The sequence below is a fragment of the Collinsella sp. TF12-2AT genome, assembly GCF_003436735.1.
In the GTDB taxonomy this organism is placed as follows: domain Bacteria; phylum Actinomycetota; class Coriobacteriia; order Coriobacteriales; family Coriobacteriaceae; genus Collinsella.
Genome location: NZ_QSQK01000017.1, coordinates 516 through 24,523 on the forward strand (window position 1 = coordinate 516; position 24,008 = coordinate 24,523).

At 61.2% G+C, this 24,008-nt stretch carries 18 protein-coding genes and 1 tRNA gene; 2 read left to right on the forward strand and 17 right to left on the reverse strand.

The window, feature by feature from the left end; translation table 11 throughout:
- Positions 1-32 precede the first annotated feature (32 nt).
- The 10 genes from DXD24_RS09445 to rimP all read right to left on the reverse strand — a co-directional run bounded on the left by DXD24_RS09445 (position 33) and on the right by rimP (position 11,788).
- Positions 33-107 (reverse strand) — tRNA-Asn (locus DXD24_RS09445).
- A gap of 160 nt (positions 108-267) precedes the next feature.
- On the reverse strand, positions 268-1,617 hold the full coding sequence (rpoD, locus tag DXD24_RS09450; RefSeq protein WP_055286388.1) for an RNA polymerase sigma factor RpoD: 1,350 nt from the start codon (positions 1,615-1,617) through the stop codon (positions 268-270).
- A gap of 110 nt (positions 1,618-1,727) precedes the next feature.
- Positions 1,728-3,836 carry a DNA primase gene (dnaG, locus tag DXD24_RS09455; protein ID WP_117646593.1) on the reverse strand — a complete coding sequence of 703 codons (2,109 nt, stop codon included), beginning with the start codon at positions 3,834-3,836 and terminating at the stop codon, positions 1,728-1,730.
- Positions 3,829-4,836, reverse strand: coding sequence for a riboflavin biosynthesis protein RibF (ribF, locus tag DXD24_RS09460; protein WP_233502386.1), 1,008 nt, complete (start codon positions 4,834-4,836; stop codon positions 3,829-3,831). Before ribF ends, dnaG begins: the two co-directional genes overlap by 8 nt.
- Positions 4,833-5,765, reverse strand: coding sequence for a tRNA pseudouridine(55) synthase TruB (gene truB, locus DXD24_RS09465; protein WP_117564812.1), 933 nt, complete (start codon positions 5,763-5,765; stop codon positions 4,833-4,835). The genes ribF and truB overlap by 4 nt, the downstream gene beginning before the upstream one ends.
- A gap of 15 nt (positions 5,766-5,780) precedes the next feature.
- Entirely contained in the window at positions 5,781-6,824 is a 1,044-nt protein-coding gene (locus DXD24_RS09470) for a bifunctional oligoribonuclease/PAP phosphatase NrnA (protein WP_006234037.1), read from the reverse strand.
- On the reverse strand, positions 6,817-7,227 hold the full coding sequence (gene rbfA / locus DXD24_RS09475) for a 30S ribosome-binding factor RbfA (protein ID WP_006234038.1): 411 nt from the start codon (positions 7,225-7,227) through the stop codon (positions 6,817-6,819). Before rbfA ends, DXD24_RS09470 begins: the two co-directional genes overlap by 8 nt.
- A gap of 11 nt (positions 7,228-7,238) precedes the next feature.
- On the reverse strand, positions 7,239-9,953 hold the full coding sequence (infB, locus tag DXD24_RS09480) for a translation initiation factor IF-2 (RefSeq protein ID WP_117646594.1): 2,715 nt from the start codon (positions 9,951-9,953) through the stop codon (positions 7,239-7,241).
- A 91-nt stretch (positions 9,954-10,044) separates the two neighbouring features.
- On the reverse strand, positions 10,045-11,292 hold the full coding sequence (gene nusA / locus DXD24_RS09485; protein ID WP_117646595.1) for a transcription termination factor NusA: 1,248 nt from the start codon (positions 11,290-11,292) through the stop codon (positions 10,045-10,047).
- Position 11,293: 1 nt separating this feature from the next.
- A complete protein-coding gene (gene rimP, locus DXD24_RS09490) occupies positions 11,294-11,788 on the reverse strand; it encodes a ribosome maturation factor RimP (RefSeq protein ID WP_117646596.1) in 495 nt (164 codons plus the stop codon).
- Positions 11,789-12,158: 370 nt separating this feature from the next.
- Between rimP and DXD24_RS09495 the strand changes: the two genes are divergently transcribed.
- The gene (locus DXD24_RS09495) at positions 12,159-12,731 is read left to right on the forward strand and encodes a hypothetical protein (RefSeq protein WP_117646597.1); all 573 of its coding nucleotides are present in this window, start codon (positions 12,159-12,161) and stop codon (positions 12,729-12,731) included.
- A 104-nt stretch (positions 12,732-12,835) separates the two neighbouring features.
- On the opposite strand, the gene leuS is transcribed toward DXD24_RS09495, so the two are convergent.
- Entirely contained in the window at positions 12,836-15,412 is a 2,577-nt protein-coding gene (leuS, locus tag DXD24_RS09500; RefSeq protein WP_117646598.1) for a leucine--tRNA ligase, read from the reverse strand.
- Between the two features lie 370 nt (positions 15,413-15,782).
- Positions 15,783-17,294 (reverse strand): IMP dehydrogenase, encoded by a 1,512-nt coding sequence (locus DXD24_RS09505; protein ID WP_089571691.1) that lies wholly within the window; start codon positions 17,292-17,294, stop codon positions 15,783-15,785.
- 193 nt (positions 17,295-17,487) lie between these two features.
- Between DXD24_RS09505 and DXD24_RS09510 the strand changes: the two genes are divergently transcribed.
- The gene (locus tag DXD24_RS09510) at positions 17,488-17,835 is read left to right on the forward strand and encodes a winged helix-turn-helix domain-containing protein (protein ID WP_117646599.1); all 348 of its coding nucleotides are present in this window, start codon (positions 17,488-17,490) and stop codon (positions 17,833-17,835) included.
- A gap of 223 nt (positions 17,836-18,058) precedes the next feature.
- On the opposite strand, the gene DXD24_RS09515 is transcribed toward DXD24_RS09510, so the two are convergent.
- The 5 genes from DXD24_RS09515 to pelG form a co-directional block, all read right to left on the reverse strand.
- Positions 18,059-19,051 (reverse strand): PLP-dependent transferase, encoded by a 993-nt coding sequence (locus tag DXD24_RS09515; RefSeq protein WP_158550180.1) that lies wholly within the window; start codon positions 19,049-19,051, stop codon positions 18,059-18,061.
- Positions 19,052-19,255: 204 nt separating this feature from the next.
- The gene (locus DXD24_RS09520; RefSeq protein ID WP_089571688.1) at positions 19,256-19,921 is read right to left on the reverse strand and encodes a DUF4956 domain-containing protein; all 666 of its coding nucleotides are present in this window, start codon (positions 19,919-19,921) and stop codon (positions 19,256-19,258) included.
- 3 nt (positions 19,922-19,924) lie between these two features.
- Positions 19,925-20,716, reverse strand: a complete 792-nt coding sequence (locus DXD24_RS09525; protein ID WP_117564820.1) for a polyphosphate polymerase domain-containing protein — start codon at positions 20,714-20,716, stop codon at positions 19,925-19,927.
- The gene (locus tag DXD24_RS09530; protein ID WP_117564821.1) at positions 20,703-22,472 is read right to left on the reverse strand and encodes a CotH kinase family protein; all 1,770 of its coding nucleotides are present in this window, start codon (positions 22,470-22,472) and stop codon (positions 20,703-20,705) included. Before DXD24_RS09530 ends, DXD24_RS09525 begins: the two co-directional genes overlap by 14 nt.
- Positions 22,462-24,006, reverse strand: a complete 1,545-nt coding sequence (gene pelG / locus DXD24_RS09535) for an exopolysaccharide Pel transporter PelG (protein WP_117564822.1) — start codon at positions 24,004-24,006, stop codon at positions 22,462-22,464. The genes DXD24_RS09530 and pelG overlap by 11 nt, the downstream gene beginning before the upstream one ends.
- Positions 24,007-24,008: the final 2 nt, after the last annotated feature.

Below are 24,008 nucleotides of genomic sequence, written 5' to 3' on the forward strand. Positions count from 1 at the left end.
TTAAAAGCCCAGCGGAATGGGCTGAGAAATTCTGGCTCCCCGGGTAGGACTCGAACCTACAACAGCGCGGTTAACAGCCGCGTGCTCTACCATTGAGCTACCGAGGAATAGGTGCGTGCTCTCAAGCAACGAAGTTTATTATACGGACGAATCAGCTTAGGGCAAGAACTTTTTTGAGATTTTTTCCGACCTAGTCATTGAGGACGTCCCCAATGACCACATGAAAGCGCCCCCAAGCGGATGTGCTTGAGGGCGCTTCTTGCTTGACTAGCTTTCGATATAGTCTTTGAGCTTGCTGCTGCGGCTCGGGTGGCGGAGCTTGGCCAAGGTCTTGGACTCGATCTGGCGGATACGCTCGCGCGTGACGCCAAACTCGCGGCCGACTTCCTCGAGCGTGCGGGGATGCCCGTCGACAAGGCCAAAGCGCAGCTCGATAACCTTGCGCTCACGATCGGCAAGCGAGTCGAGCACCTGGGTGAGCTGCTCCTGCAGCATGGAGAAGCTGGCGGCATCGGGCGGAACGATAGCCTGGGAGTCCTCGATGAAGTCGCCCAGCTGGGAATCCTCTTCCTCGCCGATGGGGGTCTCGAGCGACACGGGCTCCTGCGAAATTTTCTGGATCTCGCGGACGCGGTCGGCGCTCATGTCCATCTCGGCACCGATCTCCTCAGGGGTCGGGTCGCGACCCAGGTCCTGAAGGAGCTGGCGCTGCACGCGGACGAGCTTGTTGATGGTCTCGACCATATGCACGGGAATACGGATGGTACGGGCCTGATCGGCAATGGCGCGCGTAATGGCCTGACGGATCCACCACGTGGCGTACGTGGAGAACTTAAAGCCCTTCTGGTAGTCGAACTTCTCAACAGCGCGGATCAGACCGAGGTTGCCCTCCTGGATCAGGTCAAGGAACAGCATGCCGCGGCCGACATAGCGTTTGGCGATGGAGACGACCAGACGCAGGTTTGCGCTGATGAGTGCCTGCTTGGCTTCGAGGCCCACGTTCTCAATGCGCGTAAGACGACGCATCTCGGCACGCGTGAGCTCGAGCTCGCCGGCATCGGCAGCCTCGAGCTTCTCGGTGGCCTCGAGACCGGCCTCGATCTTCATAGCCAAATCGACCTCTTCGGAGGCGGTCAGCAGGTCGACCTTGCCGATCTCCTTGAGGTACATACGAACCGGATCGCCGGTCAGCATCACCGTGGAGGCATCGATGCCACGCACGCGGGAGCGTGAACGGGACGTGCGCACGGTGCGCTTCTTCTTGCTCTTGGAAGAACCCATCTCGGCGTCGGCCTGACGGGCCATCTTGAGCTCGTGATCGTCGAGCGAGCCGGAATCGTGCTCGTCGTCGTCATCGAAATCGTCAGTATCGGTATCGTTATCGTCATCGTCGACGTCCATGGGGGCGTCGTCGTTTCCGCTCGCGGAGATAATCTGGATGCCGCTGTTGCGCAGCGCGGAATACACCGCGGTGAGCTGCTCGTCAGAAACATCGATATCCTTCAGGGCGACCTGAATCTCGTCCTCGGTTACCGAAGTCCTGTTTGAGCCGTTGCCCATGAGCTTTGCAACGTAGGATTCCAGCCCAGTACCCGTGCTCTCAGTCTTTTTTGGCACAGATTCTCCCTTCATAGTCCACAGGACTCAATACTTTAGCACACACATAGGCGTCTATACCCAAAAAGAGGGCTGGATATAGGCGAGAATACGCTGGTTGACCACAACATCTAGGCCTGTTCGGTGCCTGCGGCCTCCAGACCGATCAAACGGAACGGGTCCGCCACGCCGCCGATAGACTTTTGCAGCTCGCGCTGACGCTGCGAATCCTGCGCGGCCTGCACGGTCAGCGCGCGACGGGCCTCATCATCGAGCGAACGGTCCTGGCGCAGCTTGGCCTGTGCGGCACGCATGCGGCGCTTGATGGTGTAGAGCTCGAGCGTATCGAGCATGAACACGATGTTCGTCTCGGTGGGGTGCTTGCTCGTCGCGGAGATGCGCCCGGCACTCACAAGCGTTGCCGCCTCGGGACAGACCGAGCGCGCCGCATCCATGCAGGCTGCAGGATCGGTTCCCGGCGGCGTTGCCAGAACGGCCCATGCGATGGACTCGTGACGTGGGTCAACCCACTCGATAGAGCAGATGCGGTCGGCATACGTGCGGAACAGGTCGGGGTAGCTCGTGAGCATCGTCAACAGCTCGCGCTCCCCTGCCAAGGACTTGCGCTCAAGATCAGTAAGAACCATCGGCGCCGCCGCAGCCGGAGCGCCCGAACCATCAGTCACAGGCACAGCACCCATACCATCAGGCACATCGATCGGCGGCAGGTCGTCGACGACCTCCACGGGCGCGGCACCGTAGGCATCGAGCGGGACGTAGTCATACGGCTCTTCTTCGACCGGCGCGGACACCGGCGGCGTCGCGCCCGATGCCCAAGCACCGCGAGATGCCCCCTGCGAACCAGACGTCCGACCGCCCGCGCTACCAGAGCGCTCTTCTTGCGCCCGCTGGCGTTCATAGTTCTGCTCACGACGTCGTTCCGCATCTTCGCGCTTGGCGACATCGCGAAACACGCGACCCGAACTCGCGCGAACCGTCTCCAGATCCAAACCCAGCAGATCGGCAATCTGAATAAAGTATGTGTCGATCATATAGCTATCGCGCAGCGGATAGATAAGCGTCAGCGCATCTTCCAGCGCCTTGGCACGACCGCCCGGCGTGGTGATGTCACTCGACTCCTGCAGCGAACGGTAGACAAAGTCCATGAGCGGCTCGGCAGCGTCGATGCGCGCCTGAAGCTCCTGTCCACCATGCGCTGTGATGAACTCCATGGGGTCGTTGCCGTCGGGCAGCACCACGCAGCGCAGGTCCATCGAATCCTGCTCGATAAATTGAATCGCGCGACGGGCGGCCTTCTGGCCCGCGGCATCGCCATCGAACATATACACGATACGCTTGGCAAAGCGGGTGAGCGTCTTGACGTGATGCTCCGTGAGCGCGGTGCCCAGCGTGGCGACAACGTTTTTGATCCCCGCCTCCCAGCAGGCGATGCAATCGGTATAGCCCTCCACCACAATGGCCGTATCCTGCGCGACGATAAACTCCTTGGCCCAGTTAAAGCCATAGAGGTTTCGCTTTTTATGGAACACGCTCGTCTCGGCGGTGTTGAGGTACTTGGGTTGGCCGTCACCCATGATGCGACCGCCAAAGGCGATGTTGTGACCCTGCTCGTCAAAGATGGGGAACATCACGCGGTCGTAGAAGCGGTCGGCAAGCTGCCCGCGCCCTCGACTCACGGCAACGTTGGCGTCGATCATCTCCTGCGGAGTAAAGCCCGCCTGCGACAGATGAGCCACCAGCATATTACGACCCGGCGCAAAGCCCAGGCAGTAGCGGCGGCAGACGTCGCCACCCATGCCGCGGCTGGCAAAGTACTCACGTGGACGGCCATCCTTACCGCGCATAAGCATGGTGTGGAAGAACTGGGCGGTCTCGGCACACAGATCGTAGATGCGGGCACGCTTGGTACCGCGCTCGCGGCGATCTCCGGTGTCGTGCAGCTCAATACCCGCGCGATCGGCCAAATAACGGATTGACTCGGGAAAGCTCAGGTTCTCGCGCTTCATGATATAGGTGAAGACGTCGCCACCCTCGCCGCAGCCAAAGCAATGCCACACCTGCGTGGCGGGAATAATGTGGAAGGACGGAGTCTTTTCGCCATGAAAGGGGCAGCAGCCCCAAAACTCATGGCCGCGGGGCTTGAGCTCAACCGTTTCCTGCACGATAGCAACTAGGTCGGACGCAGCGCGTACCTGGTCTTTTTCCTCATCGCTAATCACGGATGCCCACCCCCTGCTCACCCAAGTTGTGACGAATGTCCTCGATGTTACCCTCGACGGTCGCAATCAACTCATCCAGCGAATCGAACACGCGCGACGGACGCAGCCAGCGCGTAAACGCCAGCGAAACGGAAGCGCCGTACAGGTCGCCCGTATAACCAATTAAGTTAGCCTCGAGATGCGCAGAAGCCGCATCGTCGGCATACGTCGGCGGCAGTCCGACGTTGACGGCAGCGGGCCACACGATGTCGTTGACCAGCACCAGGCCCTCATACACGCCATCGGCAGGCACCTGAATGCCGTCGGGAACATGTAGGTTTGCCGTGGGAAAGCCCATGCCAGAACCCTCGTGACGGCCGCGAATAACACCGCCGCGCACCATATACGGGCGGCCGAGTAACTCAGCAGCAAGCTCCACATGGCCCTGTCCCAGCTCATGACGAATGCGGGTGGCGCAAATGGCCTCACCGCCCTCGCAAAGCAGGTCGTGCCCGTATACGTCAACGCCGCGCTTGGCACCCCAGGTGCGCATCTCGTCAACACCAGAAGCACCGCCACGACCCAGCCTAAAGTCGCTGCCAACGCGAATCGAACGAATGTCGACCACGCGTGACAGCAGTGCGAGAAAACCGACATGGTCGAGTGCCGCAACCTCAGGCGTAAAGGGAACGGCCACCACCGCATCGACCCCGGTCTGAGCCAAGGCATGTAGACGGTCGGACGTCGTCATCAATTTTTGAGCGGGCGAAGGACTCACCACAACGTCCGGATCGGGATCGAAAGTGACCACGACCGCCTTACAGCCATGGGCACGGGCGTCACGGACAAGCGCCGCAATGAGCTCCTGGTGTCCACGGTGCACGCCATCGAACACGCCAACGGCGATCGAGGCAGCACCCAGGTGCTCACACTTATCAAACGCATCGGCAGTAACGATGTGAGCCTCGTCCGACTCGCCCGCGAAAAAAATACGCGCGAGCTCGTGAGCGGACAACATCATCGAACACCGCCGATGGCCTGCGGAAAGACATGCTCCATGACAAAGCGGCCACCCTCGATGCGGGCGAGCGCCTTGAGTCCCCCATCGAGCACCAACGCAAACGGCGCCTTCGAGGCATCAAAATCGGCAAGCGCACGCTCAACGGGAATGCGTCGGCCGCAGAGCAGGTCGTCGGCAAGATTGCCCGGCAAGTCAACACGCGTGGCGCCCAGGGCCGCAATGGGATCCAGGGCAAAGCCAGCCGCGGACTCGGGAGAAAGCTCCTCGACCGCATGACAAGCGCCAATGGAAACAACACCGGAGGCCGTGCGGCGCAGCGCGGAAATGTGCGCGGCGCTCTCGCAGGCGCGGCCCAAATCGCGAGCGAGCGCACGGATATAGGTACCCTTGCTCACCGAGAACGCCACGGTCCACACACACGTATCACCTTCGCCTCCCACGGCGATCAGGTCGGCGGCATAGACCTCGACGGGGCGCGGAGGTAGGTCCACCGCATTGCCCTCGCGAGCAGACTTGTAGGCGCGAACGCCATTGACCGAGATAGCCGAAAACGCCGGCGGCACCTGCATCTGCGGACCCAGCATAGCGGCCAGGCGCTCACGGGCATAGGCAGGATCGCGGAGCTCGTTGGCAACAGCCACCGTGCGGACCGCCTCGCCCTCCGCATCATCGGTATTGGTCTCGGCGCCAAACGAGATGTCGGCGACATAGCTTTTGGTATCGAGCGTGAGCATGCCCAGCAGACGGGTGGCCTGGCCCACACCCACCACCATGACACCCGATGCCATGGGGTCGAGCGTGCCGGCATGGCCGACGCGTCGCTCATGGAGGGCGCGCCGGCATTGCGAAACCACATCGTGGGACGTGCAGCCCACCGGCTTATCGACGGCGAGCAGCATATTCAGTTGAGAAGGCGTACGACGAGCCATGTACCATCCAAAAAGTTAAAGCTCGACGGTCACCGAAGCGGGATCCTCCCCTACCAGTTCGGCCAGCATGGGAAGTGCCACGGTGAGCGTCTCGAGAATCGTTCCGTTGTTGGAGAAACCGGCGGCAGCAGAATGTCCGCCTCCGCCAAAGGCAGCAGCGATCTCGGACACGTTGAGATCACCCTTGGAGCGCAGGTTGCCGCGCACCTTGGTATCGCCCTCAATGCCCTTCAGGAACAGGCAGACCTCGACGCCCATCACCGAGCGCACCACGTCAACCAGACCGTCGCACTCATCCGAGGTGACACCGCACGCCTCAAGGTCACTCTGGTACGCGTAGCTATACGCGACGCGCCCGTGGGCCACCGTCTTAATGCGGCCCATAACGATGGACTTGAGGTGCAAAAACTCAACGCGCATGCTCTGGTAGACCTCGAGTGCCACACGCGCCGGATCGGCACCGTGGGCAACCAGACGCGAGGCTGCATGGAACGCGGCGGCGTCGGCGTTTTGGTACTGAAAACGGCCGGTATCGGTAACCAAGCCACACAGCAGGCAGGTTGCAACGCCATCACGTGCGACAATGCCGCAATTGTCCAAGAAGCGGTCGATGATCATGGCGCAGGCTGCAGCTTCGACGCGCCTCAGGCTGAGCTCGGCAAACTCCTCGCGCGCCGGATGGTGATCGAAGCACACCACATGCTTGGAGCGACGAAGCACCTCGGCGGAATTATTGAGACGCTCGACGACCGGCACGTCCACCGAGATGAACAGGTCCGGATTGCCGGTATACGCAGATGCCGGTACCAGGCGATCGGAGCCTTCCATAAAGCGGTAGATGCGCGGAACCGGATCATCGTCTGCCAGCAGCAGCGCAATGTCCTTGTTGGGGAAAAACTTCATGAGCGAAAGGCCCAGACCCAACACGGAGCCCAAGGCATCGCCATCGGGAGAAGTATGTCCCGAAATCGCAATGGAGGACGCACCCTCGATGAGCTCGAGGATGCGTCGCTGAATATCTGCAGACTCGCACGAGGCAAGGTCGGCGGAATTAGTCATCTAAAGCTGCCTCCTGGGCGGCATCCGCTATCGGATAGCCGTCCTCGTCCTTTTCGATCGCAAGCGTGGCGGGAACGTTTTCCAGCGCACGCGTGATGCGCTCGGCCTCATCGGTCGAACGATCGATGCGAAAATCGAGCTCGGGCGTGACACGCCAATCGAGCGAGCGAGCCAACAGGCTGCGAATACGGCCCTTGGCGCTTGCGAGCGCCTCCATGACCTCGTCGTAGCGGCTCGCATCGCACGACACGTACACACGCGCAAACGAACGGTCCACCGCGACCTCGACCGCGGTCAAAGTAACCAGGTCGAGACGCGGATCGGAAACCTCAAAGAGCAGGATATAACCAAGCTTCTCGCGAAGCTGCTCGCCCAGACGGCGGGTTGCCTGCGTTTGCTTCATAGCGCTACCCCCTACTCGGTACGGGCAACCTGGTCGATGCGGTAACCCTCGATCTGGTCGCCGGGCTTGATGTCCTGGAAGTTCTCCAGGCCAATGCCGCCCTCGGAACCGCTCTTGAGGCTCTTGGCCTCGTCCTTGTAGTGGCGCATCGAGGCGATCTTGCCGTTGAAGACCACGATGCCGTCGCGCACCAGACGCACGGAATCGGTCGCGGCGATCTCGCCCTCTTCGACACGGACACCGGCGGCGATACCGACTTTGGGCACCTTGAAGGTGTCCAGGACGGTCGCGGTACCCGTGGAGACCTCGACCTCGGTGGGCTTAAGCATGCCGATACGGGCAGCGTCGAGTTCCTCGAGGCACTTGTAGATGACGTCGTAGCAACGGATCTCGACGCCCTCACGCTCGGCGGCGGAGCGGGCCTTACCGTCGGGACGGACGCCAAAGCCGATGATGATGGCGTTGGAGGCGTCGGCCAGGACGACGTCGGTCTCGTTGATGGCACCAACGGCGGAGTGGATCGTGTTGATGCGGACCTCGGACTGATCCATCTTGTCGAGCGAATCCTGAAGGGCCTCGATGGAACCCTGGACGTCGGCCTTGATGATCAGGTTGAGCTCCTTGACCTCGGCGTCGGCAATGGTCTCGAAGAGGTTCTCGAGCGTGACGTGCTTGACGCGGCTCTGCTCCTCGATACGGGCCTTGAGCGAACGCTCGTCGGCGAGGGCGCGAGCCTCGCGCTCGTCCTCGAACACGCGGAACTCGTCACCGGCGTTGGGCACGGACTGCAGGCCCAGGATCTCGACGGCGTCGGAGGGACCGGCCTCGGTGACGGCGCGACCCTTGGGGTCGAGCATAGCACGGACGCGGCCGTAGGTAAGGCCGGCGACCAGCGTATCGCCCACGTGCAAGGTACCGCGGGTCACGAGCACGGTAGCGACCGAGCCGCGGCCCTTGTCGAGCTTGGCCTCGAGGACGTTGCCGGAGGCAAAGGTGTCCGGGTTGGCCTTGAGCTCGAGCACGTCTGCCTGGAGCAGCACGGTCTCCAGAAGGTCGTCGATACCGATCTTCTGCTTGGCCGAGATGTTGACGAACATGTTCTGTCCGCCCCACTCCTCGGGGATGACGCCGTACTCGGTGAGCTCCTGGCGCACGCGGTCGGGGTTGGCACCCGGCTTATCGATCTTGTTGACGGCGACGACGATGGGTACGGCGGCGGCCTTGGCGTGGTTGATCGACTCGACCGTCTGGGGCATGACGCCGTCGTCGGCAGCCACGATCAGAATAACGATGTCGGTCACCTTGGCACCACGGGCACGCATAGCCGTAAAGGTGGCATGACCCGGGGTATCGATGAAGGTGATCTTGCGGTCATTAATCATGACCTGCGAAGCACCGATGGCCTGCGTGATGCCGCCCGCCTCGCCGGCAGCGACACCGGTGTGACGGATGGCGTCGAGGAGGCTCGTCTTGCCGTGGTCGACGTGGCCCATGACGGTGACGACCGGGGCGCGCGGCTTAAGGTCGGCGGGATCGTCGTAGAACGAGAAGGTGTTCTCCTCCTCGGGGGTGATGATCTTGATCTGACGACCCAGGTCGTCGGCAACGAGCTCGACGAGGTCATCGGACATGGACTGCGTCATGGTGAGCGGCGTACCCAGTAGGAACAGGCGCTTGATGATGTCGTTGGCCGGAACGTCGAGCGCCTCGGCGAGCTCCTGGACGGTAACGCCCTGGGAAACCTTGATGGCGTCGAGCTCCTCGGGGTTCACGCCCTGGGCCAGCGCTTCCTCTATCTTGCGCTCCTCCTGAGCCTTGGCAGCCTCGCGCTCGCGCTTCTCCTTGCGCTTCTTGCGGCGACCGGTGGACTCGCGAGAGGCCTCCTCGACGGCGGCACGAGCCTCCTCGAGCACCTTCTCGCGGCTGTACTCCTCGGCCTCGCGAGCCATACGGCTGTAGTGGTCCTCTTCGTTGTTGTGACCGCCCTTGCGCTTCTTGCCCTTGCCCTGCTTATCAGGGTTGGGGAAGTCCATGCCAGCAGCGACGTTGTTGCTGGCGTTGGTGCGATGGCTGTGCGGACGGCTCTCGGAGGCGTTGCGCTCGGAGTTGTTGTCGGAGGCGTTACGATCGTTACGGCGGCCACCGCGGCGATCATTGTTGCCGCCACGACGGTTACCGCGCTCGGCGGCGCGCTCGGCCTTGGCCTTGTCCTCGGCGTCCTTCTTCTCCTTGAGCACGGTCTCCTGTGCGGCGATCTGGTCGAGCAGCGAACGGAAGCGCGAACCGGAGTCGGAAGCGGGAACGGCGCGGCGCTGGGCCTCGCGGGCAGCCTCCTCCTTCTCGCGGGCAAGGCGCTCCTGCTCGGCCTTCTTCTTGGCCTCGGCCTCGGCGCGGGCAGCCTCCTCGGCAGCCTGGGCTGCGGCAAACTGGCGGCGTTCCTCCTCGCGTGCCTTCTCGGCGGCGATGCGCTCGCGCTCGGCCTCGGCGGCGCGAGCGGCCTCCTCGGCGGCAGCTGCCTGCTCCTCGGCCTGCTTGGCGGCCTCGACTTCCTGAGCGCGGGCCTCGATCACCGAGGCGAGCTGCTTGCGGACCATGGCGACATAGGCGTCCTCCAAAGTGGAGGACGCGGACTTAGCGGGAATCTTCATTTCGGCGAGATGACCCATCAGTTCCTTGGAGGTCATGCCGAACTCTTTGGCCAGGGTGGACACACGGACTTTTGCCATATGACTTCACCTACCCTTTCTGGCACCTTGGGTGCCTAGAGACTGAACGAGCGAGGGAGACGCGCCGGGACCCGCCCGGCGCGACCGCGCGCTAGATCAGGTCCTCCGCATCATCGAAGGCGTCGGTGTCGTGGACACCGCAGAAACGGGAGCCGGGACGAGCCTGGTTGCGGCACTGGACGCCGTCCTCGGACACGTACTCGCAGCGGCGGACGTCCTCGTCCTCCTCGTCACCGATCAGGTCGGCGGCGGGCTCCTCGTGAACGGGAACGTTCTTGAGGATGTCGGCGGCAAGCGTCTCCGACTTGATGTCGATGTGCCAGCCGGTCAGGCGCGCGGCGAGGCGGGCGTTCTGGCCCTCCTTGCCGATGGCGAGGGACAGCTGGTCGTCGGGCACGATGACGCCGGCGTAGGCCTTCTCCTCGTCGATGAGGACGCGGGTGACCTTAGCGGGCGAAAGGGCGTTGGCGACGTAGACGGCAGGATCGGCATCCCACAGGATGACGTCGACGCGCTCGCCACGGAGCTCGCCCACGACAGCGCGAACACGGCTGCCCTTGGGGCCGACGCAGGCACCCACGGGATCCAGGCGGTCGTCGAGCGAGTGGACGGCGACCTTGGAACGCTGGCCGGGCTCGCGGGCGATTGACTTGATCTGGACGGTGCCCTCATAGATCTCGGGCACCTCCTGCTCAAACAGACGACGCATGAGCTCGGGGTGGGTACGGGAGATGACAATCGGCGGACGGCTGTGCTCGCCACGAACCGGCTGCAGGTTGGAGTTGGGGTCGCGAACGTCGATGATCACGGCCTTGATATGCTGGTTGTGCAGGTAGCGCTCGCCCATCGGACGCTCGTTGCGCTCGTTCTCGTAGCGACGCTGATCGAAGTGCGGCAGCTCGGCCTCGACGCCCTCGCGGATCTTGACGATCGTGAAGTCGGGCGTGGACTGCAGCACGGTACCGCTGATGAGGTCACCGATGCGGCCGGAGAACTCCTCGTAGATCTGCTCGCGGGCGGAGTTGCGCACGATGGCGTTGATCTCGGCCTTAGCGTGCTGGGCGGCGATGCGGCTCGTGTTCTTGGGGGTGACGTCGATCTCCTCGAACTCGGTGAAGTTGCCCCCCTCGTCCATGGAATCGTCGATCGGCTCCAGGCGGTAGACGTAGATCTTGCCGGTGGTGCGGTCGATGGTCACCTTGGCGCCCCACTCAAGATGCAGGATCTCGGCATAGCTCTTGGCAAGCGACTGCTCCAGGCGGTCGATCAGGTAGAGCTGGTCGATGTGCTTCTCCTGGCAAAGCTCCATCAGGGCGGACATCATGTCGGATGCTGCCATCTTACTTTCCTTCCTTCGCGGGCTTGAAGTCATAGGTGGGCTTCAACTTGCACTTTTTAACATCAGAGAAATCGAGGGTAACGGACTCGCCGTCCTCGAGCTCGAGGGTCACGTTCGTCTCGGTGGCGGCGGCAATCTTGCCGGCGTACTTGCGACGGCCCTCGGTAGCGGTGGAGGTGAGCTCACAGTTCTCGCCAACAAAGCGGACAAAGTCGCACGGGCGGCGCAGCGGGCGCGCCATGCCCGGGCTCGACACCTCAAGCGTATAGCTCGAAGAGATAGGGTCGAGCTCCTCAATCACATCGCCGACCCACTTGGTGTTGGCCGTGACGTCGTTGAGCGACAGGCTCTGGCCCTCGGCACCCTCGATACGCACGCGCACGCAGGGGGCCTTGGTGGCGCCCACGAGCTCGACGTCGACGATGTCGACATCGTGCTGGGGAGCGACGGCCTCGAGCGCGTCGATGATCGCCTGCTCGGTCTTGGTCTTGACCATTGCGGCACCTCCATCCATACAAAAAAGAAGCGGGGCCGAAACCCCACTTCTTTCAATTACAACTTCATTTGCAAGCAAACTATACCAATAGCTGCGGAAACGCGCAAGCACAGTACGAATCTGCAGGTCAGCGTGCGCACAGGTTCTCCACAAGAAGAGGGCAATTGACCGAAGAGCCCCATGCGGAGCAACCTCAACAGCCCCAAAACGGGCCATGCGTCCCAGCGTGCCGACCGAATCGGGCCCTATGGGCATTCCATCCCTGGGCGCACATCGGCCAGACTAGAGCCGAGAGGCATTCTGTAGCGAGAAAGCCTGCCGCACGCATTGACCGCACAACCTTCCAGCATCTCTACGGCAAGGAGGATTCATGGAACGCCTAGGCACCCTCTGCGCGACCGCGCTCGTCGTCGCTGCCTGCTCGTTCGCTCTGACGGGCTGCAACAACATCGATGGCAAAACCGGAACATGCGAACCGGATCGTGGCAGCACCAAAGCCATCGAGAAAACCGAACCCCCGGTAAGCTTCGACAAAATAGACGAAGACATCGACGATCCCCAGGGCTTAGGTCCCGACCCTCAAGAACAGTTCCCTATCGACCTTGAGGCAGACGAGAACGTCCATGTTACCTGCGTGGGCAAGGACACCGACGGCTACGGCGACGCCGCGCTCGTCTTTACGGTAACCAACAACACCGGTGTCGACATGATGTTTGGCGATGTGGACTCCTATGCCTACGTCAACGGCGTGGTCCGCGATGTGCGCATGCGCCAGCAGGTCGCAGCAGGCGAGGAAACGCGCGCCATGCTCACCTTTGTAGGCACCTTCGACGACCCGGACTTTAATGTGAACAACGACCTCAACGACATCTACCTCAACATTTGGATGATCGAGGAGCAAACGGGCAATGTTTACTTTAGGGACCTGGTACACATCCCGTAGAAGACGGTGCGACGCACTGACTAAGCAGGTCATACAACACAAAACGAGGGACGACCCAACCGGATCGCCCCTCGTCTTTTATGCGTCAGTTAAGTGCGCAGTGCTTACTTGACCACCAGGTTGACCAGCTTGCCGGGCACGCAGATGGCCTTGACGACCGTCTTACCCTCGAGCCACTTGGCGACGGCGGCCTCGGCGGCAGCCTGCATCTCCTCGTTGGAGGCGTCGCGGGCGACGTCGATGCGGCCACGGACCTTGCCGAGCACCTGGACGACGATCTGCACCGTGTCCTCGATGGACTCGGCCAAGTCGAACTCGGGCCAGGCGGCGGTGTAGGCGTTGCCCTCGCAGCCGAGGGCCTCGTGCCACAGTTCATCGGCCCAGAACGGGCAGATGGGGGCAAGGACGCTCACGATATCCTTAGCCACGCCGTAGCACAGCGCCTTGTCGCGGGCGGCACCCTCGGTGGCGTTGAGGTAGGCGCTCGCCGCGTTGACGAGCTCCATGACGGCCGAGATGGCGGTGTTGAACTGGCCGCGATCGAAGTCCTCGGTGCACTTGGCGATGGTGCGGTGACGCTCGCGATAGAGCTTCATCGCGACCTCGTCGAGCGCGGACTTGTCGAAGGCCACGTTGGCGTCGCCGGACTGGACGAGCTGCCAAACGATACGCCAGGCGCGCTTGATGAAGCGGTTGGCGCCCTCAACGGCCTTGGGGTCCCAGTCGAAGTCCTTCTCGGGCGGGGCGATAAACAGGATCGCCAGACGCATGGTGTCGGCGCCGTAGGGCTCGATGACCGAGCTCGGGGGCACGACGTTGCCCTTGGACTTGGACATGGTGTCGCCGTTCTCGTCCTTGACCATGCCCTGGCACAGCAGGTTGGTGAAGGGCTCGTCCACACTCAGCAGGCCCAGGTCGCGCAGTGCCTTGGTAAAGAAGCGGCTGTAGAGCAGGTGCAGAATGGCGTGCTCGATGCCGCCGATGTAGTTATCGACAGGCATCCAACGATCGGCAGCCTCGCGGGAGAAGGGCAGCTCGGTGTTGTGCGGGTCCGTATAGCGCAGGTAATACCAGCTGGAGCAAGTGAAGGTGTCCATGGTATCGGTCTCGCGCTTGGCCGGGCGGCCGCAGACCGGGCAGGTGGTCTCGTAGAACTCCTTGCACTCGGCGAGGGTCTCGCCGGCGCCCAGGTCCAGGTTCTCGGGCAGCGTTACCGGCAGCTGATCCTCGGGCACGGGCACGATGCCGCAGTGCTCGCAGTGGATAGCCGGGATGGGGTTGCCCCAATAGCGCTGGCGGCTGATGAGCCAGTCGCGCAGACGGAACTCGACCTTGCGACGGCCGCAGCCCATGGCCTCAAGGTCGGCCACAATCGCAGCCTCGCCCTCGGAGTGCTTGCCGCCACGCATGCCGGTGTACTTGCCGGACTGAACGAGCGTGCCCTCGGCAGCATGGGCGCAATCCCAGTCGACGGTCTCGGCATGGAAGGTATCAATGGTCTCGCCGCTGGCCTCGACGGCAGCGCGGTCGTCATCGTCCAGGATAATCGGCACAATAGGCAGGTCGTACTTGCGGGCGAACTCAAAGTCGCGCTGGTCGCCGCAGGGAACGGCCATGACGGCGCCGGTGCCGTAGTCGGCAACGACGTAGTCGGCAACCCACACGGGGACCTTCTCGCCGTTGACCGGGTTCACCACGTAGCGGCCGGTAAAGGCACCGTGCTTCTCGAGGGTGCCCTGGGCACGCTCGACGGCGGAGATATGCTTGGAGTCCTCGACGATCTTGGTCACGGCCTCCTCGTACTCCGTACCCTCGACGAGCTCGTGCAGACGAGCGTACTCGGGGGCCAGGACAAAGAAGGAGACACCGAAGAGCGTATCGGCACGCGTGGTGAAGACGGTGATCTTGCCCTCGTCGCCCTCGATGGGCTCGCCATCCTTGTCGCACAGGGTAAAGTCGACCTCGGCGCCCTCGGAGCGACCGATCCAGTTGGCCTGCATCTGCTTGACGCGCTCGGGCCAGCCGGGGAGCTTCTCCAGATCATCGAGCAGCTCCTGGGAGTACTCAGTGATCTTGAAGTACCACTGCTCAAGGTCGCGCTTCTCGGGCTCGGTGCCGCAGCGCCAGCACTTGCCCTCGGTGACCTGCTCGTTGGCCAGAACGGTCTTGCAGGTGGGGCACCAGTTGACCGGGTTCTTCTTACGGTAGACCAGGCCCTTTTCCCACAACTTCTCAAAGATCCACTGACCCCAACGGTAATAATCGGGGCTGCAGGTCTTGACCATGCGATCCAGATCGTAGGAGAAGCCCATGCGCTTCATCGTGGCGAGCGCCTGGTCCATGTTCTTATACGTCCAGGCGGCAGCCTGCGTGTTGTGCTTGATGGCGGCGTTCTCGGCAGGCAGGCCAAAGGCGTCAAAGCCGATGGGGTGCAGAACATCGTAGCCGCGCATGCGGGCCTGACGGGCCATGGCATCGCCGATGGTATAGTTGCGCGCGTGGCCCATGTGCAGATCGCCCGACGGATACGGGAACATCTCGAGCACGTACTTCTTGGGCTTGCTGGCGTCGGTGTCGACGGCAAAAAGGTTGGAGTCCTCCCAGGCCTTCATCCACTTGGACTCAATGGCCTGCGCGTCGTAGGCAGGGATCTCATCCTTATGATCTGTGCAATCGCACATATCAGCTCCTTTAATCTTTAATGGGGTCGGTCGGCTTAGCTTTATTCGCTACTGCGGACAGTCCTGCGCAAGACGAAGAGCACATTAAGTGCTCTTCTTTGCGTGCGGAACTTGTAGCGAACAAAGCTAAGCCGCCCGACCCTAAGGTTAACTTGACTGATGATAGCAAATACAACAAGCGAGATGTCTGCGACTTGCAGGCATCTCGCTTTATCTAAATAACGTGGTTGATACTCAACCTTTATGTGCAACCCGTTCTAGAACGAACGGGTTTTCCAAGTGCCGCAGATTGCCGTGAAAGAGGAGCGAGGCGTACTTTGGTACGCGAGCGACGGTTTGAACGGCAAGGTGCGGTGCCTGGGAAAGCCGCTTATCGATAAGATACGGACTGCTGGGAGTCCTTAACCACAACGTCGTGGGCGCCGCCTTCGACGATGGAGGTGGAGCTGACCAGGGTCAGGCGTGCCTTTTCCTGGAGCTCGGGGATCGAGAGGGCGCCGCAGTTGCACATCGTGGACTTGACCTTGTAGAGCGTGCCGCCCACGCCGTCCTTGAGGGAACCGGCATAGGGAACGTAGGAGTCAACGCCCTCGACGAAGCTGAGCTTCGCCGCGCCGCCCAGGTCGTAGCGCTGCCAGTTGCGAGCACGCGCAGAACCCTCGCCCCAGTACTCCTTCATGTACTGGCCGTTGACGTTGACGCGCTCGGTCGGGCTCTCATCGAAGCGGGCGAAGTAGCGACCCAGCATCATAAAGTCGGCACCCATAGCAAGGGCGAGCGTCATGTGGTAGTCGTATACGATACCGCCGTCGGAGCACACGGGCACGTAAACACCGGTCTCCTCGTAGTACTCGTCACGGGCGCGGCAGACGTCGATCAGCGCGGTGGCCTGGCCACGACCGATACCCTTGGTCTCGCGAGTGATGCAGATGGAACCGCCGCCGATACCGACCTTGATGAAGTCGGCACCGCAGTCGGCCAAGAAGCGGAAGCCCTCGGCGTCGACGACGTTACCGGCACCGACCTTGACGTCCTCGCCGTAGTTGGCGCGAATCCACTCGATGGTGCGCTTCTGCCACTCACTGAAGCCCTCGGAGGAGTCGATGCACAGGACATCGGCGCCAGCCTCGATGAGCAGCGGCACGCGCTCGGCATAGTCGCGGGTGTTGATACCGGCGCCGACCATATAGCGCTTGTCGTTATCGAGCAGCTCGTTGGGGTTGGTCTTGTGGCTGTCGTAGTCCTTGCGGAAGACGATGCCCATAAGGTGATCGTTGTCGTCGACGATAGGCAGAGCGTTGAGCTTGTTGTCCCAGATGACGTCGTTGGCAACCTTGAGGCTGATGTTCTTGTCGCCCACGATAAGCTGCTCACGCGGGGTCATGAACTCGGAGACCTTCTTCTGGTGGTCATCGCGGCTGGGGCGATAGTCACGGCTGGTGACGATGCCCAGGAGCTTGCCCTTGGGAGTGCCATCGTCGGTGACCGGCATGGTGGAGTGGCCGGTCTTCTCCTTGAGCTCGATGACCTGCTCCATGGTCATGTCGGGGGTCAGCGTGGAATCGGACTGAACGAAACCAGCCTTGTGATCCTTAACGGCCTTAACCATAGCAGCCTCGGACTCGGGGGTCTGAGAACCGTAAATGAAGGACAGGCCACCCTCGGTAGCGAGCGCGACACCCATGTCGACGCCCGAGACGGACTGCATGATGGCGGAAACCATGGGGATGTTCAGGGTGATTGCCGGCTTCTCACCGCGCTTAAAGCGGGTTAGCGGCGTCTTAAGAGAGACGTTGTTGGGGATGCACTGCGAGGACGAGTAGCCAGGGACCAGCAGATACTCCGAAAACGTGTGGGACTCACCGGGAAAGAACGTAGCCATGTTTCTCCTTTTTCCATGCGACCGGTCGGCTGCAGGCCTCGTAGGACCCAGCCCAACCTTGGGCGCCCAATACTGGGGAAGTATCTTAACGCACTTTGACTGCTACAATGCATGATTTAAGAAGAGCACACGAGGGTTTGACGCAGGCTTTGCGTTTACCCAGCAAACACTTTAGTGGGGAGACGTGGAGCACATGGAGTACAAGACGACGGCAAAGCTGGTCATTCAAGCGTGCGACAAAGACCTGCCGGGCGTGTTCGGCCATGGCTGTGTCTTGCTGCTGCAGGGCATCGCCCGCGAGCACTCGCTCAACCGCGCCGCCAAGAGCATGGGCATGGCGTATTCCAAAGCCTGGCGCATTGTGAACGAGGCGGAAGGACAGCTGGGCTGCAAGCTCATCGAGCGCGACGGCGCCCGCGGATCATCGCTCACCCCCGCCGGCGAGCGAGCCATAGCGGTCTACGAGGAGCTGCAGGCCGACATCAACCAAGTAATTGCCGCAAAGGCCAACGACCTCATCGCCAGCATCAATGCAGAGTAGTCCTTTTAGGCCGTTTTTAGCCCACAGCGCCCTCGGGTCGAGGCTCGCGCCACAAAACGGGCCCATCTACTACGTTTAGTTGAATACCCACGACCATACCGGACATTATGAAAATAAAACCGCTGGTAAACAGCTTGGTAATTTTCAAAATAGGCGGGTGCGGTCGACCCCTATTGCTTAAACGTAGTAAATAGGCCGTTTTCGTGACACAGACCCCGATTAGCTACTTGCGAAGGGCGTTATCGAGAGTGGCAGCCACCTGCAGAGGGTCGTCGGTGCCGGCGAAGAGGCGGATGGCGCCCCCCTGCTTACCACGCGGGGCCGAAAGGCGCGTTGTTGAGCCGCCGGCGGGCGACGTGCGGAACTCCCCCGGCAATGTGTCGAACAGCTCACCCGCACTTCGCTCGATAAGGTCAAACTCAACTGCCGGGCCAAAGCCGTGCTCGAGGATTCCCGTTGCAACCGCATGGTCGGGATGCGAGGTCAGCCCGGGATAGCGCACGTTGCGTACCATCTCGTTGGCGGCCAGATACTCGGCCAGCGCACGGGCGCGATCGAAGTGGGCCTGCATGCGAGCGTCGAGCGAAGACAGCCCCCGCTCCAGCATGCAAGCCTCATTAGCAGAAAGGTCGAGTGCAGACGCGCCGCAATCCGCAAGAAGCGCATGCGCACACTCGGCGGCGGCATCCACGCGATGGCGCTTAAGCTGCGAGCGCGCCACCGAAGCGGCGACGAGCTTGCGCGGCGCAACGCCGGTACACACACGGTCGAGTGCCTCGAGCGACAGGACGGCACCCAAACGCAGCGGATCGCACCCAAAGACGCCTGACGCAGTGTTATCAACCACGAGCAGCGCATGCGGCTCACGAGCGGCGCGGCCCAGAGCGCGAAGGTCGGGCACACGTAGGCCAAACCCGCCGATGGAATTGACGAACCACCACAGATGCGACCCGCCAGCATCAAACGAAGCATCAAAGCCCTCAGACGCGGCGGTAAACGCCGCAACCGACGGCTCCCCCACGAGCACAACGTCGCAGGCATCAAAGCCGCGCGCAAACGCATCGGCAAAGTCATCCGCAAAGGCCACCAAGCGATCGCCGGGCTGCACAATCCCCAGCATCGACAGCGCCGCCGGCACATGCGAGGCCGCAACAAGACACGCCTCACGCGCACCAGCCCTGACAGCCCAGTCCTCTTCTAACTGTTGCACGTCCACGCAACACCGTCCCCAAAAACCGAACCGAATAAACCATCCATGAAGATCGTACGCCAGCGAGCGGGCAGCTGCCGTGGCGAGGTGCCGCGAAAGAGGAGCGACGCGTACTTTATGTACGCGAGCGACGGTTTGAGCGGCAGATCGCCCGGCAGATGTCCGCGCAGCGTCGAGCGGTCCGGCGTTTGTTAAAACGCCGGAACAAAATTAGCCGTGATATTCGCCGTTGTATTGGATCAACGTTAGATCTTCCACGCCATCGAGCGCGCGGATGGCGTCGGCGTAGGGCATGTCCACACCGTCCGAGAAGACCTCGACGGCCATCTCGACCTTGTCACCGCGCATCGTCTTGGATTTGACGGTGAACTTGGTGCGTCCAAACGCGCGAACGATATCATCGCCGGTGGTCTGCCCCGTGTAGTGGATGACCATCATGTACACGCGCGCCTTGTCCTGGTGGCTCGCAAAGCCGGCGATCATCACCACGATCACCACTGCCGTGAGTCCTACGAGCGCATACATACCGGCGCCTGCAGTAATGCCTGTGGTAATGGCCCAAAACAGATACAACAGGTCGAGCGGATCCTTGACCGCCGTGCGGTAGCGGACAATAGACAGAGCACCGACCATACCGAGCGAGATGACCACATTCGTCGAGATCGCGAGCGTGACCATGCAGGTGAGCACGCACATGCCAACGAGCGTTACGGCAAAACTGCGCGAATACACCACGCCGGTAAAAAAGCGCTTGTACACGTAATAGATCAGGATGCCCATGGCGAGCGCCACGAGCAGTGACAGGCCAATCTTGGCAGGGTCGACCTGACCAAACGCCTCCAAGACGGAGTTCTTAAAAAAGTCCCTGGTGCTCATGGTCTAAATATCCCCTCGGTTCTCAAAATCCGATTCCCAGTAATTAAATCCGCGCAGGTAGGCGGTCTTTTCGTAACACAGGCAGTACTTGGAGACCGCCGTAAGCTCGGCCGCACCTGGCGGCACCATATCGCGCACCAGCTGCGGGCAAAACTCGGTAAACTTGACCTCCATCACCAGCTTGCCGGGCTCCAGCACGGGCAACGCGGGCAACGTCGCGTCAAAGATGTCAAAGCTCCCCACCGCCGCACGCACGTTGCTATCAAAGGTAATGCGCACGGTTCCCTCGTCCATCACCCACGGCTCGCGCTCGTAGTCCACGATGGTCCGCGGGCGCATCATATTGCAGATGCACTCGATGTAGAACTCACGGCAGAGTTGGTGCGGACTCCTCAGCAAAAAGTCGTAGTCGCCGGCCAGAATCTGCTCAAACTCGCCACGCGTGAGCGGCGCGTCCTCCTTGTAGATCCAGCTGCCGTACTTCTTTTTACGCTCGAGCTTAATCACCTTGTCGCTGCCGTTATAGATGCGCACGCGATACTTTTTGCGCATAAGGATACCGGCGTCTTTTTCCTCGTAGGCCGAGTTGCAGTAGTCGTCAAAGTACAGGCTGCGGATGGTGTAGCCGCCCGCCCGCGCATGCTTATCCAGCTTAAACACCGGCGCCATGCGACAGGCAAGCGAGGCGTGCTCGCCCTCGTTAATAAGATATTTGAGCTCGTGGCGGTAACGCTCCTGCGTGGTACGCGCGGGAGGTGCCGCCAGGCGCTCAAGCAGCGCGCTAGCCCTCCTCATACGTGTCCTCCACGACCTTACCGCCGTCTTGCACGTAAAAACACTTCATGCCGTAGTGCTTGCCGTCGTCGGTCACATAGTAGTCAAACGCATCTTGCGTATAGCCATCTGAGTTGGTGGCGCGCACGCGCACAAAATACTGGCCGGCATCGGGAGCATCGCAGGTCACCTCGGGAAGCAGCACGTCCTCGGCCTTAAAAAGCACGTCGCTTATGGCATAGTCGCGCGCCAGCTCCACGGTATAGCGGATGTCACGCGCCTTAAAGTCGTAGGATGCATCCCAGTTCATGCGCAGCTTACCGTTATCGATCTGCGGCACGCCAATGTAGAACGGCATGGGCTTGTTATAGCTCTCGCAAAAGCTCTTGTAGTTCTCCTCAATCTCGGAGGGAATCGCCGCGGCGATTTGCTCGTATTGGTCCTTGGTGACAGGCAGATTGTCGATATCGGGCGAAGCAAAGACCAGCGATTCGGTCACCTCGCGATAATGTTTAATCATCTTGGCCAGGCGTGCCTCGGTCATATACGAGCGCAGGTCCTTGACGGCGCGGTCGAGCTCACTGCGGAACGATTTGCTGCGCAGCGCACGATTGAATAGCACGTTGCCCCAATAGTTACTTACGCCGCGCTCCCAGCTCGCATAGTCCGAGAACCCGGCAAGAGAAAGCTCCAGCTTACGCAGCATTCCGTCGTTATCCCAATCTAAAAAGTACCAGGTATTTGAGTTGAGCGGGCTGTACAGATAACAGTTACGGTTCTGAGTATCGCAGTTGCCCGTCAGGATCTGAAACGCCAGCCAATAGACCAGGTTCTCGGTATCAAAGTAGGTATCGAGCACGTCGTCGATCTTTTGCGATTCATCGTTGAGCGCGTCGAGCATCTCGATGAGCTTGGTGTGGTCCGAGTCGCCTTTGATCTCGAGCATGCCCTCAAAATTAGCCTGGTTGTAGTCGGGGTCGTCGGCAAGTTTTATGGTGTCCTCGTAGCGGTGGAAATCGAAGCTGTTCACCTTGTACAGATGCCCGTTCTTATCCAGGCCATGTGCCTTGAGCGCCGTTTTGTTGAGTTGCTCCACCTGCGTAAACAGGCCATAGTCCTCAAAGGTGTCGTTGGATTTCTCGGTCTGGTCGCACACCCATAGATGCACAAACTGCGTGCGCAGGCCCATCATCTGGGGAATCCCGCGAATAAGGTCATAGGCCATCTTGTTGCGAAAGCGCATGCCCTCGCCCATGTGCTTGTTGAGCGCAATCGCACGTTGCTGGCGCCAGGCACCCTTGCCCTTTTTGAGCTCCACCTTGTAATTCTTTTGCGTGTTGGAACTCGACGTCTGACCGCGCACCTGCACGGTGGCATTGGGCGCTTCCTCGCCATAGCCCACTTCGCCGGCCACGGGACCCTTTTCGTCGCCCGCCTGCAGCAGGCCCATAACCTGATAACGCGTCACGCCCATGTCGGCGTAGTCGTAGACCGAGTACGTGTTGATCTCGGCCCAGCTGTGGTCGGTGTTCTCGGAGCTGTTGCCGCGCGAGACCGTCAGGTACATGGTCACAATGCCCGAGTCGTCGTAAACCTCGTACAGCTCGTCCTTATCGCGGAGGTGCTTGGCTTCGCCCGAGGCCTCGGCCTTTTTGATCTTGCCCTGCTTTTTGGGCTTTTTGGTCGAGGATTCGTCCTGAGACGAGCAGCCCGAAAGTAGCAGCGCACCGGCAGCCGCTTCAAGCAGACGGCGACGAGACATCATCCTATCGGTCATCAGAACCTCCCCAATGGTTGCGATACACGCGGACCACCGTGCGCTCAAACGTGCCATGCGGCTCGCCGTTATGGCGAAGCTCCTCATAGCGCTGCTCGGCACGGTCGAGCAAGCGACCCAGCTGCGTAAAGCGACCCGTTTTGTCGGTCGCCACGATGGGCTGCTGGCTCAGGATACGATACGGCAAGTTGGCGGTATAGGTATCGAGCCGCAGCAGCGCCACAACAAAAAACACCGCCGCGCCCAACAAAAAGCCAAAGCCGTAAAACTGCTGCGGCAACAACAGCGACACGAGGGTCGCCAGCCCGGCCACGCCGGAAAACAGGCCCGAGGCCAGCACGGCCCCCTTGTAGTCGGTAAAGTACAGCAAGATGAGCATCACCGTATTGCCCACGGCATACAGTCCGTAGCCCACGCATAACGTGCGAAAATACCCGTGCATAAGGTTATTAAAGCCCAGCGGCAGGGCCGAGAGCACCGTGGTCTCGAGCGAAATGACCGCCGCGGTCACAAACAGCTGCTTGAGCGCACAAAAACGCAGTTCGCGGTTGAGCGTGGAGAGCATCTCCTCCTCGGCCACCACAATGTCGCCCACCACGCCGCCGTCGTTAAACAGGCTGTAGTAGTCGCGGTAGCGCGGATAGAAGTTGACCTCGACCGAGACCACAAAGTTGACGGTCGTGACTAGAATGGTCAAAAACGCGATAAGCGCCGGCACGTCGTGATAGGGCGCACCGTAAAACAAGCCCTTGACCTGCACGCCGATGGGCCCGGCCCAAATGATCACCAGATGTGCGAAGAGCCCCAGGTTGGTAAACAGGCCCGTGAGCGCCAACGGCAGAAACTGATCGAGCCACTGCAAAAAGAGCCAGGGGCTGCGATCGCTCTGCGGAAAATATCGGTACAGCAGCACCACGTCCCAGGCAAGCATCACGCCGTAGCCCAGAGCGATGGACGCCAGCAGGCCCTCGACCGGCGGCAGACCCAGCGCAAGAGCGGCCAGGGCGCACAGGCACGCCATGCCAATGGCAGCCGCAAAGCTGCACAGGATCCCTCGATAGTCCTTGATGGCCGTGAGATAGCTCATGCCGTTCCAGTTGACGATCATAATGTTGAACAGCCACAGGCACAGCAGCCCCTGCAGCAGTGTGGCGCCCGAGAACAGCAAAAAGATGCCGTAGAGCACCGTGCCCGCAACGAGCATGATGGCGTTGGAGCCCCAAAACGAGGGCAAGATCTCTTCCTCGCGCTCGGCAAAAAGCATGTCGGCCAAAAAGCGCGTGACGGGCATGGAAAAGAAGCTCGTAAGCGTGAGTGAGGCCAGCAGCGTATAGGTCACCATGCATACCAGCAGATCCTGGTTGGCGCGCCCGACGCCCCACAGGCCGCACAGCACCAAGATGCCCACTTGGAGTAGCACGCCCAGCAGCATGGGGCCCGTGCACACAATGCCGGCGTAGCCATAGGCGCGCATCGTGGCAAACAGGCCCTTGCGCCTAAACAGGCGCTTGAGCTCAAAACCGATTCCGGCCACCG

Coding starts and splice junctions, on each gene's coding strand:
- infB (WP_117646594.1), bottom strand. CDS start 9,953: ATGGCAAAAGTCCGTGTGTCCACCCTGGCCAAAGAGTTCGGCATGACC.
- DXD24_RS09525 (WP_117564820.1), bottom strand. CDS start 20,716: ATGAGGAGGGCTAGCGCGCTGCTTGAGCGCCTGGCGGCACCTCCCGCG.
- ribF (WP_233502386.1), bottom strand. CDS start 4,836: ATGATGTTGTCCGCTCACGAGCTCGCGCGTATTTTTTTCGCGGGCGAG.
- nusA (WP_117646595.1), bottom strand. CDS start 11,292: ATGGCAGCATCCGACATGATGTCCGCCCTGATGGAGCTTTGCCAGGAG.
- leuS (WP_117646598.1), bottom strand. CDS start 15,412: ATGTGCGATTGCACAGATCATAAGGATGAGATCCCTGCCTACGACGCG.
- DXD24_RS09470 (WP_006234037.1), bottom strand. CDS start 6,824: ATGACTAATTCCGCCGACCTTGCCTCGTGCGAGTCTGCAGATATTCAG.
- rbfA (WP_006234038.1), bottom strand. CDS start 7,227: ATGAAGCAAACGCAGGCAACCCGCCGTCTGGGCGAGCAGCTTCGCGAG.
- DXD24_RS09505 (WP_089571691.1), bottom strand. CDS start 17,294: ATGGCTACGTTCTTTCCCGGTGAGTCCCACACGTTTTCGGAGTATCTG.
- DXD24_RS09530 (WP_117564821.1), bottom strand. CDS start 22,472: ATGACCGATAGGATGATGTCTCGTCGCCGTCTGCTTGAAGCGGCTGCC.
- DXD24_RS09520 (WP_089571688.1), bottom strand. CDS start 19,921: ATGAGCACCAGGGACTTTTTTAAGAACTCCGTCTTGGAGGCGTTTGGT.
- DXD24_RS09495 (WP_117646597.1), top strand. CDS start 12,159: ATGGAACGCCTAGGCACCCTCTGCGCGACCGCGCTCGTCGTCGCTGCC.
- DXD24_RS09510 (WP_117646599.1), top strand. CDS start 17,488: ATGGAGTACAAGACGACGGCAAAGCTGGTCATTCAAGCGTGCGACAAA.
- rimP (WP_117646596.1), bottom strand. CDS start 11,788: ATGGTCAAGACCAAGACCGAGCAGGCGATCATCGACGCGCTCGAGGCC.
- truB (WP_117564812.1), bottom strand. CDS start 5,765: ATGGCTCGTCGTACGCCTTCTCAACTGAATATGCTGCTCGCCGTCGAT.